The following is a 13,669-nucleotide window of genomic DNA, read 5'->3' as shown; positions in this document are numbered from 1 at the left end:
CTGGCCGGATCCGCAACCACTATTCAAACCTATTTTGGAGGAACGCATGGCACAACGACTAATCCGGATGCGCGAGGTCACTCACCGCGTCGGACTGCAGAAGACGGCGATCTACCGGCGCATTCAGCGGGGCGAGTTCCCCCGCCCCATCAAGGTCGGCCGAGCGTCGGGATGGATCGAGATCGAGGTCGAACAGTGGATTTCCGCGACGATTGCTGCAAACCGCACCTTCGCGCAATAGCGACGCCGCCCGCCCCGCAGGCGCCGACTGCCTGACCAAAGCCCTCGGTGACAACCTTCGCCGAGGGCTTTGTCCGTCTACCGTTTCAACGACAAAGTGCCCGGACGCGTTCAAATCACGCTCGAAGCCCCGCTCATTTCGGGACCGTTAGCGGCGCCGCAATGGGCATCCGGATGATGGGTTTTATGATGGGTAAAACAAAAAAGCGCCCCGGAAGGCGCGATTTTGTTAGTGCTGTGGCGGAGAGGGTGGGATTCGAACCCACGGTACGCTTGCACGTACGCCTGATTTCGAGTCAGGTACAATCGACCACTCTGCCACCTCTCCGCGGTCTCGAAATCGAGCCCACAATTATACAGCGCTTTTTTGTTTTGGCTAGCGCCTTGACGATTAATTTGTTGGGCGCAGGACTTCGATGCCACCCATGTAGGGGCGCAGCGCTTCCGGCACGGTCACCGAGCCGTCTGCTTGCTGGTGGTTTTCCAGCACCGCCACCAGGGTTCGTCCGACCGCGAGGCCCGAACCGTTGAGCGTGTGAGCGAGTTCGTTCTTGCCCTGCTCGTTCTTGAAACGGGCCTGCATCCGGCGTGCCTGGAAACTCTCGCAGTTGGAACAGCTGGAGATTTCGCGGTAGGTGTTCTGAGCCGGCAGCCAGACTTCAAGGTCATAGGTCTTGGCGGCGGAGAAGCCCATATCGCCAGAGCACAGCGCGACGACGCGGTAGGGCAAGCCGAGGCGCTGCAGGATCTTCTCTGCATGACCGACCATCTCTTCCAGCGCGTCGTAAGATTTCTCCGGGTGCGCGATCTGCACCATCTCGACCTTATCGAACTGATGCTGGCGAATCAGGCCACGCGTATCGCGCCCGTAGGAGCCGGCCTCGGAACGGAAACACGGCGAATGCGCGGTCAGCTTGATCGGGAGATCTTCTGCTTGCAGCACCGACTCGCGCACGGTGTTGGTGAGTGAGATTTCGGACGTCGAAATCAGGTACTGCGTCACGACATTCTCAGCGCCACCCTTTTCAACACGGAACATGTCTTCCGCGAACTTCGGCAACTGGCCAGTACCGTAGAGCGCATCCGGATTGACGATATAGGGGGTGTAGCACTCGGTGTAACCATGTTCGCCGGTATGAGTGTCGAGCATGAATTGCGCCAGCGCGCGATGCAGCCGGGCGACCTGCCCCTTCAGCAGCGCAAAACGCGCACCGGAGAGCTTGGCCGCCGTATCGAAGTCGAGGCCAAGGCGTTCGCCGACATCGACATGGTCGCGCACGTCGAAGTCGAACTGCGCGGGCGTACCCCAGCGGCGCACTTCGACGTTCTCGGTTTCGTCTTTGCCCACCGGCACCGACTCGTGCGGCAAGTTCGGAATGCGCATCAGGAAGTCGTTGAGGCGCCCTTGCAGCGCGGCCAGCGCTGCTTCGTTCGCCTTGAGCTCATCGCCCAACCCTGCGACTTCAGCCATGACCGCCGACGCGTCCTCGCCCTTCCCTTTCAACACACCGATCTGCTTCGACAGGCTGTTGCGCTTGGCTTGCAGTTCCTGAGTGCGGGTCTGCAACTGTTTGCGCTCATCTTCCATCGCCTGGAAGCTTGCGGTGTCGAAGGTTACGCCGCGAACGGCGAGGCGCTGCGCAACGGTGTCAAGTTGAGTGCGCAGTAGCTGAATGTCGAGCATGTCTGAATCCTGATTTTCTTTTGCTATCAGCGAATTATGCCCCGAAGCTGGGGTCGTTTCGCAGGGATGCACTGCAAGCGGATGATCCGCTTGGGATTTCGCCGCGCCGTTTCAATTTGATGCGGCGCACTATTTTATTTGTATTTTCAATGACTTACAAACATTCGATAGAAACAGATGCATTGCTTTGACGGCCACCTCACCTAGCCTTAATCATGGCTTCGATCGCAGCAAGACGATCCGCCCAACCCACGGAGGAGCAGGCATGCTGTCACTGCGCGACTGCCTTGATTACTGCGACCTGACCGAAGAAGACGTTGATCTCCTCGCGGAACATGAGCACTTGCCGCATGACGTGGCGGCGCACATTGCCTGCGGGTTGGTTCAGACTTCTTCCGGCGTGCTACTGATCGACCACTTGATGGAAGAGATGATCGATCAGGCACGCACCGGCGGTCAGATCGCCAAAGCCGAACACGTTTCACACGTGTATGCGCGGTTTAAAGCCGCGCACCCGCTCGCTCATTGACCCTCTGCCTCTCGTGCGTTGTGGTCTAACCCCTTCAGGTATGCGAGCTTCTGGGCGATCTTCGCCTCCAACCCGCGGTCAGTTGGCGCATACCAACTGACCGCGGCCATCCCCTCGGGGAGATAGTCCTCCCCTGCCGCGTAGGCTTCTGGCTCGTCATGGGCGTAGCGATACGCCTTGCCGTAGCCGAGTTCCTTCATCAGCTTGGTCGGCGCATTGCGCAGGTGCACCGGCACCGGACGGCTGACGTCTTCGCTAACGAACTTGCGTGCCGCCTTGTAGGCCATGTACACCGCGTTGGATTTTGCGGCGCAGGCAAGGTAGATCACAGCCTGGGCCAATGCGAGTTCGCCCTCGGGGGAGCCAAGCCGCTCGAAAGTCTGGCAGGCCTCAAGGCTCATCGTGAGGGCGCGCGGATCAGCGAGGCCGATATCTTCGACAGCCATGCGAACGACGCGGCGCCCCAGGTAAAGGGGATCAGCGCCGCCGTCGAGCATGCGCACCAGCCAGTAGAGCGCGGCATCCGGATTCGAGCCGCGCACGGATTTATGCAGCGCCGAGATCTGGTCGTAGAACGCGTCGCCGCCTTTGTCGAAGCGCCGCAGATTCTGCGCAAGCGTGTTCTGCACGAATTCGGCCGAGACCTCATCCTGGCCGCTCGCCTCGGCTGCGGTGCGCAGCGTTTCCAGCACGTTCAGGAAACGTCGGGCATCGCCGTCTGCCCAGCCGACAAGACGCTCAAGCGCTTCAGCATCGAACGACAGATCCGGAAAGGCATCACGCTGTGCGCGCACGAACAGCGCCTGCATGTCTTCAGGTTTGATGCTTTCCAGCACATACACGGCTGCCCGCGACAGCAACGCGGAATTCACTTCGAATGACGGGTTCTCCGTCGTCGCGCCGATAAAGGTGAAGAGCCCGGACTCAACAAAGGGCAGGAAGGCATCCTGCTGAGCCTTGTTGAAGCGATGCACTTCATCGACGAACAGAATTGTGCGGCGGCCCTGTGCGCGATGGATCTCGGCGCGCTGAACCGCTTCACGGATCTCCTTCACGCCGGAGAACACGGCCGACAGCGCGATGAATTCGGCGTCGAAATGCGTCGCCATCAGGCGCGCCAGCGTGGTCTTGCCAACGCCCGGCGGCCCCCACAGGATCATCGAATGCGGGCGCCCCGCTTCAACCGCGAGCCGCAGCGGCTTGCCCGGCCCCAGCAGGTGACGCTGCCCAACCACGTCGTCCAGCGTCTGCGGGCGAAGGCGCTCTGCAAGCGGCGCATTGTTCTCGTTGGAAGTCGAGAAAAGGTCAGCAGTCATGCTTTGCCCCATTCTTTCGCAAAGCCGGCGAGCCGGTAGCGCCCATCGTCGAGGCGCAGCCGTGCGCCAGTGCGCTCAGATCGTCGCAAGACGACGCGGCGTCGGTCATCGGCTCACTCACCGACGACGTCCGCCCCCTTGGGCGGCGTGAAGCGGAATTCGGCAGTATCGAGGGTGGGGTTGGCCTCGAAGTTCGAGAACTGGATCAGCGTTGTCTGGCCGAAGTTGTCGCGCACTTCCATGCCACGCAACTGCCCGCCCGCGAAACCGATGCGCACACGGTCAAAGCCTGCCTCCTGTTGCTTGGGCGTTGCTTCGACCCAGGCCATGCCATCGGACTGGCCCGCATCCTTCAGCACGAAATTGCGCTCAAGCTGGCCGTCGCCCGTGAGCAGCGCCGCCGGCGTCGCACCGAGCGCCTGGGTCACCGGCTTGACCGTAACCTGATTCAGATCCTTGTCCCAAGTCCAGAGCTTCTGACCATCGCCAACGATGATCTGGGCGTAAGGCTGCTCGTACACGAAACGGAACTTGCCCGGCCGCTGGAACACGAAGGTGCCCGAGGCCTTCTGGGTGGTCTTGCCATTGCGGCCCACCACCGTCTGCGAAAAACGCGACTTGGCGGCCTTCGTCTGGGTCAGGAACTGCTTGAGATCGTCCAGGCCGGCAGCGTTTGAGACCCCGGAAAAGGCAAGCGCCGCGACCAGCGCGGCGACTTTGAAATGAGGCATGCAGTCAATCCTTTCATGCAGCACCATCCGCCGACTCATCATGCCGGCGGTTTGGGCCACCTATTCTTCGCGCTGCTGGTTGGGGGCGATGACCTCGCGCCCACCGCTTGGGCCCATCGGAGAGACCAACCCGGCCTTCTCCATCTGTTCGATCAGGCGCGCGGCACGGTTATAGCCGATCCGCAAATGACGCTGCACCAGCGAGATCGACGGACGCCGCGTCTTGAGCACCACATCCACCGCCTGGTCGTACATCGGGTCCGCTTCGGCGTCAGCCTCGCCACCTCCGCCGCCCTCGCCCATCAGATCGCCGCCGCTTTCGTCCGCGCCGGTCAGAATGCCTTCGATGTAATCGGGCTCGCCAGTCTGCTTAAGGTACTCGACGACCTTGTGCACCTCGTCGTCGGCCACGTAGGCGCCATGCACACGGGTCGGGAAACCGGTTCCCGGGGCGAGGTAGAGCATATCGCCCATGCCCAGCAGGGCTTCAGCCCCCATCTGGTCGAGAATCGTGCGCGAGTCGATCTTGCTCGATACCTGGAACGCGATACGCGTCGGAATGTTGGCCTTGATCAGCCCCGTGATCACGTCCACCGACGGGCGCTGCGTGGCAAGAATCAGGTGAATGCCAGCCGCCCGCGCCTTTTGCGCCAGGCGGGCGATCAACTCTTCGATCTTCTTGCCAACCACCATCATCAGGTCGGCCAATTCGTCGATCACGACCACGATCGCCGGCATTGTCGAGAGCGGCTCGGGACTCTCAGGCGTGATCGAGAACGGGTTGGTCAGCGGCTTGCCGGCCTTCTGCGCGTCGGTGATCTGTTTGTTGAATCCAGCAAGGTTGCGCACACCGAGCGCGGCCATCAGCTTGTAACGGCGTTCCATCTCGCCGACACACCAGTTCAGCGCGTGCGCGGCATGGCGCATGTCGGTCACCACCGGCGCGAGCAGATGCGGAATACCCTCGTAAATCGAGAGTTCCAGCATCTTCGGGTCCACCATGATCAGGCGGACCTTATCGGGCTCGGACTTGTAGAGCAGCGACAGAATCATCGCGTTCACGCCGACCGACTTGCCCGAGCCGGTTGTGCCAGCCACCAGCAGGTGCGGCATCTTGCCCAGATCGGCCACCACCGGGTTGCCGCCGATGTCCTTGCCGAGGCCCACAGTCAGCGCCGAATGCATGTTGTGGTAGGCGGCAGAACCGAGGATCTCGGACAGGCGCACCGTCTGCCGCTTCGGATTCGGCAGCTCAAGCCCCATGCAGCTCTTGCCGGGAATCGTCTCGACCACGCGGATGCTCATCACCGACAGCGCCCGAGCCAGATCCTTCACCAGATTCACGATCTGGCTGCCCTTCACGCCCACCGCTGGCTCGATCTCGTAACGCGTGATCACCGGGCCCGGATAGGCCGCGAGGATCTTCACCTCGACACCGAAGTCCGCCAGCTTCCGTTCGATCAGGCGCGAGGTGTATTCGAGCGCCTCAACCGACGGCGGTTCGACATCGTTCGCCGCCGGGTCGAGTAGCGACAGCGCCGGCAAACCACCGCTCGCCGCATCGGCGAACAGTACTTGCTGGCGCTCTTTCTCGACCCGCTCGGATTTCACCACCTCGACCACCGCGGGTTCGATACGGATTTGCGGCGGCGGCGCGTCTTCGCGCTTCTTGCGCTCGCGTTTGACCTTCTCTTCGCGCTTCTCGGCCACTTGCTGACCGACCTTGCGATCCTGCCAGGCCTGGATCCGCGCACGCAGCTCGGCGCCGCCGTTCTCGACCCAGTAGCCGATGCGCTCAAGCGCGTTCATCCACGAGAAGCCAAAGAACAGGCTGGTACCTGCCGCCCAAAGCGCCAGCAACACCAACGTGCCGCCGGTAAAGCCAAGGTAGTTCGTGACGATGCGGCCAAGCTCGATGCCCAGCACACCGCCAGGTTCGCCCGGCAATGCCCACTTGTGGGCATAGAAGCGCACCGCCTCGATCGCGGCACTTGCCAGCAGTACGACAACGAAGCCCGCCACGACCAGGAAGGTCGAACGTTTACTGCCCGCGAGCTCCTGGCGCCACCGCTGCAGCCCGGCCACGATGCCCCACACCAACAGCGCAACCCACCACCAGGCCGACACACCGAACACCGACAGCAACAGGTCGGAGAACCAGGCACCGAATCGACCGCCGGGGTTCAGGACTTTCTCGACGCGCACGGCGTGCGACCAGCCCGGATCGGACTTCTGATAGCCGAACAGGATCAGCGCAAGGTAAAAACCCAGCACGCCGAACAAAATCCAGCGCGCCTCGCGCACCAAACCCGCCATGCGTTCAGGCAGGGGTTGGGACGGGGCGCGCATCGAACCGGAAAACAGCATCGGAAACCGCTACGGGAGTATTAGAATTGTGCGCGGCACCGAATCCGGTGCCGGGAAGCCTTACAGATCGTCAATGCTGTCGCAGAGGACGATGCCGTCGTCGGTTTCCTTGATCAGCCCCTGCACTTGCAGGTCCTTCATGACGCGGCTGACCATCTCGCGCGAGGCGCCGATCATCTTCGCGATGTCTTGCTTCGAGATCTTGCGCTTCACCACGCGACCGCTGCCATCTTCGGCCGCCATGTCGAGCAGCAAGCGTGCGACGCGGCCATAGACATCCATCAGCGCAAGGCTTTCGATCTTGCGATCGGCCACGCGCAGACGGCGCGCTAGGTTGCGCATCAGATGCAGCGCAACTTCGAAGTTCTCTTGCAGGATGCGGCGGAAATCCGTCTTGGAAATGGTGACCAGGTCGGCCGGCGTCACCGCCACCACCGTCGCCGAACGCGGCTCTTCATCGACCACGCCCATTTCGCCGAACAACTCGCCCTGGCCGATCATGGTCAGGATGACTTCACGGCCATCCTCGTCACTGACGAGAACTTTCAGGCTGCCGGTGAGTACAAAGTACACGTAATCGGTTCGGTCGCCCGCGCTCACCACGCTGGAACCGCGCGGCGCGCGGCGCATGATCGCGCAGCGGGCAATCGGCTGCAGCTTTTCGTCGGACAAACCCTGAAAAATCGGAAACGTCTTCAGGGCGGTGACAGAAACTGGGGTGCTTGTGCTCATGACGTTCTCCGGATCGCGAAGCTTGCGCGTGTAGCGTCTCTGCCGCGCGAGGCACACGGCAGCAGCGTTTAGCCCGCGGATTATGGCACAAGGAATATGCCAACCGGACCACAGGGCCGAGAGTCACCCGCTCGGCTATAATTTTTCGCTATCGGACAGGGAGATACCTCAATGAGCACGACCACTCGCCACACCAGCCTGATCATCCTTGGCTCCGGCCCTGCCGGCTACACCGCCGCCGTTTATGCCGCGCGCGCTAACCTCAAGCCGGTGCTGATCACCGGTCTCGCGCAGGGCGGGCAGCTGATGACCACGACCGATGTCGATAACTGGCCGGCCGATGCCGATGGCGTGATGGGCCCGGATTTGATGGCGCGCTTCGAGAAGCATGCAGCCCGCTTCAACACCGAGATGATCTTCGACCACATTCACACGGCCAAGCTCGATGCTCGCCCCTTCACGCTGATCGGCGATTCCGGCACCTATACCTGCGATGCGCTGATCATAGCCACCGGCGCGACGGCGAAGTATCTCGGCCTGCCGTCCGAAGAAACCTTTGCCGGCCGCGGCGTTTCGGCCTGCGCAACCTGCGACGGCTTCTTCTATCGCAACCAGGAAGTCGCGGTGGTCGGCGGCGGCAACACGGCGGTTGAAGAGGCGCTGTACCTCGCAAACATCGCCAGTAAGGTCACGCTGGTGCATCGGCGCGACAAGTTCCGCGCCGAGGCAATCATGATCGACAAGCTGTACGAGAAGGTGGCTGCAGGCAAGATCGTGCTGGAGACGGATGCGACGCTGGATGAAGTCCTCGGCGACAAGACCGGCGTCACCGGCATGCGCGTGAAGAACGTCAAGACGGGTGAAACGAAGGACATCGCTCTCAAGGGTGTGTTCATCGCGATCGGCCACAAGCCCAACACCGACATCTTCAAAGGCCAGCTGGAGATGGATGACACCGGCTACCTGATCACCGAAGGCGGCCGCAACGGCAATGCCACGCAAACCTCGGTGAAGGGCGTGTTTGCCGCTGGCGATGTGCAGGACCACGTCTATCGCCAGGCCGTGACCAGCGCTGGCACCGGCTGCATGGCAGCACTGGACGCTGAACGCTACCTGGACAGTCTGGGCAAGGCCTGATCGAGCGTAATACGGTCTCGCTGCGACAGGCAACGCCAATGAGCAAGCGCAACACACCACCCGCACCGCAGCACTTCGATGCGCTGCGGGCGCTGCGCAACAAGCTGCCGGCCGCCACGGGGCGGCCGACGAAGCCGCCACGTCCAGCCGCCGAACCAACACGCGATGCCGAAGAGATCGACTTCGCTGCGGCGATGCAGGGCGCGAAACCCTTGCCGACCCCAAACCTGGCTGAAATCTCGCGCCCGAAACCTGTACCTGAGCCGCGGGCAAAGCAGCCCGAAGACGAGACTCCCGACGAGCGCGCGCCCGGCGCGCCCCGCGACGAGTTCGCCTCGTTTCACGACGCGATGCACGACGTCATCGCATTGCGCAAGGATGGCCGGATCGATCCGGACAAGATGGGGCGCCGCGCGCCGAGTCCGCATCCGGCGCATGAAGCCAGTGCCGACACGATGTGCGCTTGGTTGGACCGGGCCGAGAACCCGCACGACCCCGCAGCGCTCTTCCGCCACGCGGTGGGGCCTGCAGCGCCCTTGCGTGAATCCGGCCGCCTGCACCTGACACCGCCCGCACCCGCGCCACAGCCGCGGCAGCGCGAAGCAGATGAACAGCAGGTGCTGACCGACAGCATCGTGGCGCCGATGAGCTTTGAAGATCGACTGGATATCGGCGACGAGGCTGCCTTCCTCCGCCCTGGCATTCCGCGCCGGGTGCTCACGGACCTGCGACGTGGTCGCTGGGTGGTGCAAGCCGAGTTGGATCTGCATGGTATGGATCGTGACGAAGCACGGCTCTCGCTGGCTCAGTTCCTCGCCTTGCGGCTAACACGTGGCGAGCGCTGCGTGCGAGTGATTCACGGCAAAGGCTTGGGCTCACCGGGGCGTATCGGCGTCCTCAAGCAACTCTCACGGAACTGGCTTGCTCAACGCGAGGAAATTCTCGCCTTCTGCCAAGCAAAACCGCATGACGGCGGTGATGGCGCTTTGCTGGTATTGCTGCGCGCCCCGCGCTTACCGGGCTGAGGCAGGGACACGGCACAACAAAAAGGCCGCCCAAGGGCGGCCTTTTGTCGAGCGGGCAGTGCTGTTCAGATGGCCGCTTCGTCCGTTTCACCGGTGCGGATACGCACGATCTGCTCGACCGGCGTCACGAAAATCTTGCCGTCGCCGATCTTGCCGGTGCGCGCCGCCTTGATGATGCCCTCGATCGCCTGGTCGACGGTGCTGTCAGCCACCACGACCTCAATCTTGATCTTCGGCAGGAAGTCGACCACGTACTCCGCGCCACGGTAGAGCTCGGTGTGGCCCTTCTGGCGGCCAAAGCCCTTCACTTCAGTCACGGTCAGCCCGGTGATGCCGACTTCGGACAGCGCCTCCCGCACTTCATCGAGCTTGAACGGTTTGATGATCGCTTCGATTTTCTTCATCTGCTTACTCCTCCGGGATTGTGTTCAGAACTCGTCCTGGTACCGCGCCGTGATCGGATAGCGCCAGTCCTTGCCGAAGCCGCGTCGCGTCACGCGGATACCGACCGGCGATTGCCGCCGCTTGTACTCGTTGCGCTTGAGCATGCCGACAACACGGCGGACATCCGTTTCGGCATAGCCAGCGTCGATGATCTCACGCGGGCTCTCGTCGCGCTCCATGTAGGCCTCGATGATCGCATCGAGCACCTCGTATTCCGGCAGCGTGTCCTGGTCCGTCTGGTCGGGCTTGAGCTCGGCCGAGGGCGGACGCGTGATGATGTTGTCCGGAATCACCTCGCCGTCGCGGTTACGCCAGCGCGCAAGACGGTAAACGAAGGTCTTGAAAATATCCTTGATGACAGCAAAACCACCAGCCATGTCGCCATAGAGTGTGGCGTAGCCCACCGCCATCTCGGATTTGTTGCCGGTGGTCAGCACCAGCGAACCCGTCTTGTTCGACAGCGCCATCAGCAACATGCCGCGGATGCGCGCCTGCAGATTCTCTTCCGTCGTATCCGCCTTGAGCCCGGCAAACATCGGAGAAAGAATCTGATCGAAGGTCGCCATCGCCGGGGCGATTGCGATTTCGTCGTAACGCACGCCAAGCCGCTGTACCAGCAGGCGCGAGTCGTCGAGGCTCATCTGAGCGGTGTAGGGCGACGGCATCATCACGGCGCGGACCCGGTCCGCACCCAACGCGTCGACGGCAACGCACAGCGTCAAGGCCGAATCGATACCGCCCGAGAGGCCGAGCAGGACACCCGGGAAACCGTTCTTGCCGATGTAGTCGCGCACGCCCATGACAAGTGCGGACCAGACGTCCTCTTCGATGGTGCGGGGCGCCGAGACACGGTCGCTGACGAGGTCGCCATCCACATAAGTGACGAGATCGAGACTCTCTTCAAACGACGGCCCCTGGTAGCGCAAGCCGCCGTTGCGCGCGAGGGCGAACGAGGCGCCATCGAACACCAGTTCGTCCTGCCCGCCAACGAGATTGCAGTACACGACCGGGATGCCGGTATCGCCAACGCGGTCCCGCAACACTTCGTGCCGCACCTGGAGCTTGTCCATGTGGTACGGCGATGCATTGATCGCGACCAGCAACTCCGCACCGGCCGCACGCGACGCCTCCGCGGCGCCCGCCTCCCACACATCGGCGCAGATATTCAGGCCGACTCTCACGCCGCGATGCTCGAATACGCAGGCTTCGGTGCCTGCATCGAAATAGCGCTCTTCGTCAAAAACCTCGTAGTTCGGCAAGCGCAGCTTGCGGTAGGTCGCAATCACTCGGCCACCCGACAACACAGAGGCGGCGTTGAAGCGGCGTTCGCCGTCCTGCAAGGGGTGGCCCACGATGATCGCGAGCTCGTCGCTCTCGGTCGCAAGCGACGCCATGGCCCGGTTGCAACTGCGGTAAAAATCCGGCCGAAGGAGCAGATCCTCCGGCGGGTAACCGCAAAGGCTCAGTTCCGGGGTGACCAGTACATGCGCGCCGGCCTTGCGCGCGCGGCGCGCCGCCTGGCGGATCTTTTCGAGATTGCCGTCGATATCGCCGACAACGCAGTTGAGTTGCGCAACTGCGATCTTGAGGGGGTCTTGTGCCATAGGGCGAACTATACCGTGAGCGGCTTGGGCTGCCGCGCAAAAGCAAACGAGGGCCGCGGTGACCCACGACCCTCGTTGCCAAATCGAAACAACCGCGCCGCGGAGGGCGCGATATGCTCAGTTCGATTGGGCCAGGTAGATCCCCCAGAGCCCAGCAAGAGTGGCGGCGCCATCGGTACCGGTCACGCTCTTCATGACCTGGATCGCCTTGGCGCGCTTGCCTGCAACGTAGTAAGCGTAGCCAAGCCGCAGCTTGGCGTCCTCAGCCCGCTTGAGGCCGCCCTTCTTGATGCCGGCCTCCATCATCTCCAAGCCCTTGTCAGCCTGCCCGTGCAGCACATAGTTGTAGCCGAGACTGACTTGCGCGTTGCCATCCTTGGCGGCGACGGCCTGCGCATCCTGGGTGCCGAGCGTTTGCTTGTCCTCTGCAAGTTGCTTGTTGGTCATGTCACCGAGACGACGATGACGATCGGCATCGGTTCCCTGCCCCATGATCTTTGCAGCCATACCTTCGTCGTAAGCCTTCTTGGCCTCGATCGGGTAGCCCTGCTGCAGCGCAAGTGCAACCGCATCCTCGTACTCAGCCGAGGTTCGCAGCGTACCCGTCGCGCGAAGCAGGCGCGACAGATCGAGCGCAAGACGATCGCTCATGCCAGGCTGCTGCTTGACCGCGTAGATGACGGACTGCCAGTACTCTTTCTTCGGATAGTTCGACAGCAGGCGCTCGACCGTCTTTCCGTAGGCAGCCTGGTCGTTGAGCTTGAGGTAAGCCTGCGCGAGCATCTGAAGCTGTTCTTCGCTCGGCTTCTTCTGGCCCTGCAACTCGGCGCTGAGCGCCTTGGCGGTAGCGGCGTAGTCGCCCGACAGGTAGAGCGACTGCACATAGATCGTGCGCATCGTCGCGTCAGTGCCACCATCCTTCAGGTAACGTCCGGAAATCGCCGCCGCCTTGGCGTAATCGCGCCCGCTGTAATACTGCCCAGCGGCAGCACTCAACAAGGTGGTGCGCTCGGCTGCCGGTGCCCCCGGTAGCGTGGCAGCCGACTCGAAGGCGCGCCCGGCGGCCATCGCGTCACCCGCGCTGGCGTAAGCCTGCGCCTTCACACGCTCGGTGAGATAGATCTCGTAAGGCGTACGGTCTTTCACCGCTTCGGCATCCCGCACCTTGGCGAGCGCTTCTTTGGTTTTCTTTGCCTTGATCAGGTCAAGCGCGGCCTGGATCGGCTTGCCGACTTCCGAACGCACGGCAGTCGCCTTCGCGCCCTCTTCCGCCATCGAAACAGTCGGCGCCAGCGCAGCACCAACAAGTCCGACCAGCATTGCAGCAGCCAGATATCCCTTGATCATTCGTGTCCCTGCCGTATTACGCAAAAAATAAGGGCGCAGCGGGACTGCTCCCACCGCGCCACACGGTACTTACATGAACTGCTCAGCACCCACGAGGCCGATCTTCTTGACCCCGATACGCTGTGCCGACGCCATCACCATCGCCACCTTGTCGTATTTTACGAGCTTGTGGGGACGGAGATGCACCTCCGGCTGCACCGGCATCGCGGCGATCTTCTCCAACTGCTGCTCAAGCGCGGCGCGGTCGGGGACCACTTCGCCATTGAGCAGGATGGTGCCGTCGAAGTCGACATCGATCCGGTAGATCACCGGCGGCTCCGCCGCGGTAGGCGGCGGCGCGTTGACCGGCATGTTCAGCTTGGTTGCGTGCGTCTGGATCGGGATCGTGATGATTAGCATGATCAGCAACACCAACATCACGTCGATCAGCGGCGTGGTGTTGACGTCGACGATGACATCCGGATCACCCGAACCGCCGCCAGTACCAACATTCATTCCCATGTCGTTCTCCTA

General features: G+C 62.4%; 13 protein-coding genes and 1 tRNA gene. 4 read left to right on the top strand and 10 right to left on the bottom strand.

The genetic code is table 11. The features are described 5' to 3' along the window. Positions 1-241 (top strand): helix-turn-helix transcriptional regulator (locus tag ACE3P0_RS09820; protein WP_374402319.1); only part of this gene is annotated, 241 nt, incomplete at its 5' end. A gap of 237 nt (positions 242-478) precedes the next feature. Here the strand turns inward: ACE3P0_RS09820 and ACE3P0_RS09815 are convergent. Together ACE3P0_RS09815 and serS are read right to left on the bottom strand one after the other, a co-directional pair. Then, positions 479-568 (bottom strand) — tRNA-Ser (locus ACE3P0_RS09815). A gap of 63 nt (positions 569-631) precedes the next feature. Next, a complete protein-coding gene (gene serS, locus ACE3P0_RS09810; RefSeq protein ID WP_374402317.1) occupies positions 632-1,924 on the bottom strand; it encodes a serine--tRNA ligase in 1,293 nt (430 codons plus the stop codon). A 265-nt stretch (positions 1,925-2,189) separates the two neighbouring features. Here serS and ACE3P0_RS09805 point away from each other — a divergent pair, with 265 nt between their 5' ends. Beyond that, positions 2,190-2,453 (top strand): hypothetical protein, encoded by a 264-nt coding sequence (locus tag ACE3P0_RS09805; protein ID WP_374402315.1) that lies wholly within the window; start codon positions 2,190-2,192, stop codon positions 2,451-2,453. Here the strand turns inward: ACE3P0_RS09805 and ACE3P0_RS09800 are convergent. From ACE3P0_RS09800 to ACE3P0_RS09785, 4 genes are all read right to left on the bottom strand, one after another. Next, a complete protein-coding gene (locus ACE3P0_RS09800) occupies positions 2,447-3,769 on the bottom strand; it encodes a replication-associated recombination protein A (RefSeq protein ID WP_374402313.1) in 1,323 nt (440 codons plus the stop codon). The genes ACE3P0_RS09805 and ACE3P0_RS09800 overlap by 7 nt on opposite strands. A gap of 113 nt (positions 3,770-3,882) precedes the next feature. Continuing rightward, on the bottom strand, positions 3,883-4,500 hold the full coding sequence (gene lolA, locus ACE3P0_RS09795; protein WP_374402311.1) for an outer membrane lipoprotein chaperone LolA: 618 nt from the start codon (positions 4,498-4,500) through the stop codon (positions 3,883-3,885). Positions 4,501-4,560: 60 nt separating this feature from the next. After that, on the bottom strand, positions 4,561-6,867 hold the full coding sequence (locus ACE3P0_RS09790; RefSeq protein WP_374402309.1) for a DNA translocase FtsK: 2,307 nt from the start codon (positions 6,865-6,867) through the stop codon (positions 4,561-4,563). Between the two features lie 60 nt (positions 6,868-6,927). Further along, entirely contained in the window at positions 6,928-7,599 is a 672-nt protein-coding gene (locus tag ACE3P0_RS09785) for a Crp/Fnr family transcriptional regulator (protein WP_172198317.1), read from the bottom strand. A 171-nt stretch (positions 7,600-7,770) separates the two neighbouring features. On the opposite strand from ACE3P0_RS09785, the gene trxB reads away from it, so the two are divergent. Together trxB and ACE3P0_RS09775 are read left to right on the top strand one after the other, a co-directional pair. After that, entirely contained in the window at positions 7,771-8,736 is a 966-nt protein-coding gene (trxB, locus tag ACE3P0_RS09780) for a thioredoxin-disulfide reductase (protein WP_374402307.1), read from the top strand. A 38-nt stretch (positions 8,737-8,774) separates the two neighbouring features. Continuing rightward, on the top strand, positions 8,775-9,761 hold the full coding sequence (locus ACE3P0_RS09775) for a Smr/MutS family protein (RefSeq protein ID WP_374402305.1): 987 nt from the start codon (positions 8,775-8,777) through the stop codon (positions 9,759-9,761). Positions 9,762-9,826: 65 nt separating this feature from the next. Here the strand turns inward: ACE3P0_RS09775 and ACE3P0_RS09770 are convergent, their stop codons facing one another. The 4 genes from ACE3P0_RS09770 to ACE3P0_RS09755 all read right to left on the bottom strand — a co-directional run bounded on the left by ACE3P0_RS09770 (position 9,827) and on the right by ACE3P0_RS09755 (position 13,657). Continuing rightward, complete coding sequence (locus ACE3P0_RS09770; protein ID WP_172198308.1) at positions 9,827-10,165, bottom strand: P-II family nitrogen regulator; 339 nt, start codon at positions 10,163-10,165, stop codon at positions 9,827-9,829. A gap of 24 nt (positions 10,166-10,189) precedes the next feature. Beyond that, positions 10,190-11,809 (bottom strand): NAD+ synthase, encoded by a 1,620-nt coding sequence (locus ACE3P0_RS09765; protein WP_374402302.1) that lies wholly within the window; start codon positions 11,807-11,809, stop codon positions 10,190-10,192. A gap of 117 nt (positions 11,810-11,926) precedes the next feature. After that, complete coding sequence (locus tag ACE3P0_RS09760) at positions 11,927-13,156, bottom strand: hypothetical protein (RefSeq protein WP_374402301.1); 1,230 nt, start codon at positions 13,154-13,156, stop codon at positions 11,927-11,929. A 69-nt stretch (positions 13,157-13,225) separates the two neighbouring features. Beyond that, positions 13,226-13,657: an ExbD/TolR family protein gene (locus tag ACE3P0_RS09755; RefSeq protein ID WP_374402299.1), complete on the bottom strand. Its 432-nt coding sequence runs from the start codon at positions 13,655-13,657 to the stop codon at positions 13,226-13,228. Between the last annotated feature and the right edge of the window lie 12 nt (positions 13,658-13,669).

Source organism: Niveibacterium sp., from assembly GCF_041909475.1.
In the GTDB taxonomy this organism is placed as follows: Bacteria; Pseudomonadota; Gammaproteobacteria; order Burkholderiales; family Rhodocyclaceae; genus Niveibacterium.
Note: the sequence above shows the minus strand (reverse complement) of the source record. Positions and strands in the feature narration are given on the sequence as shown.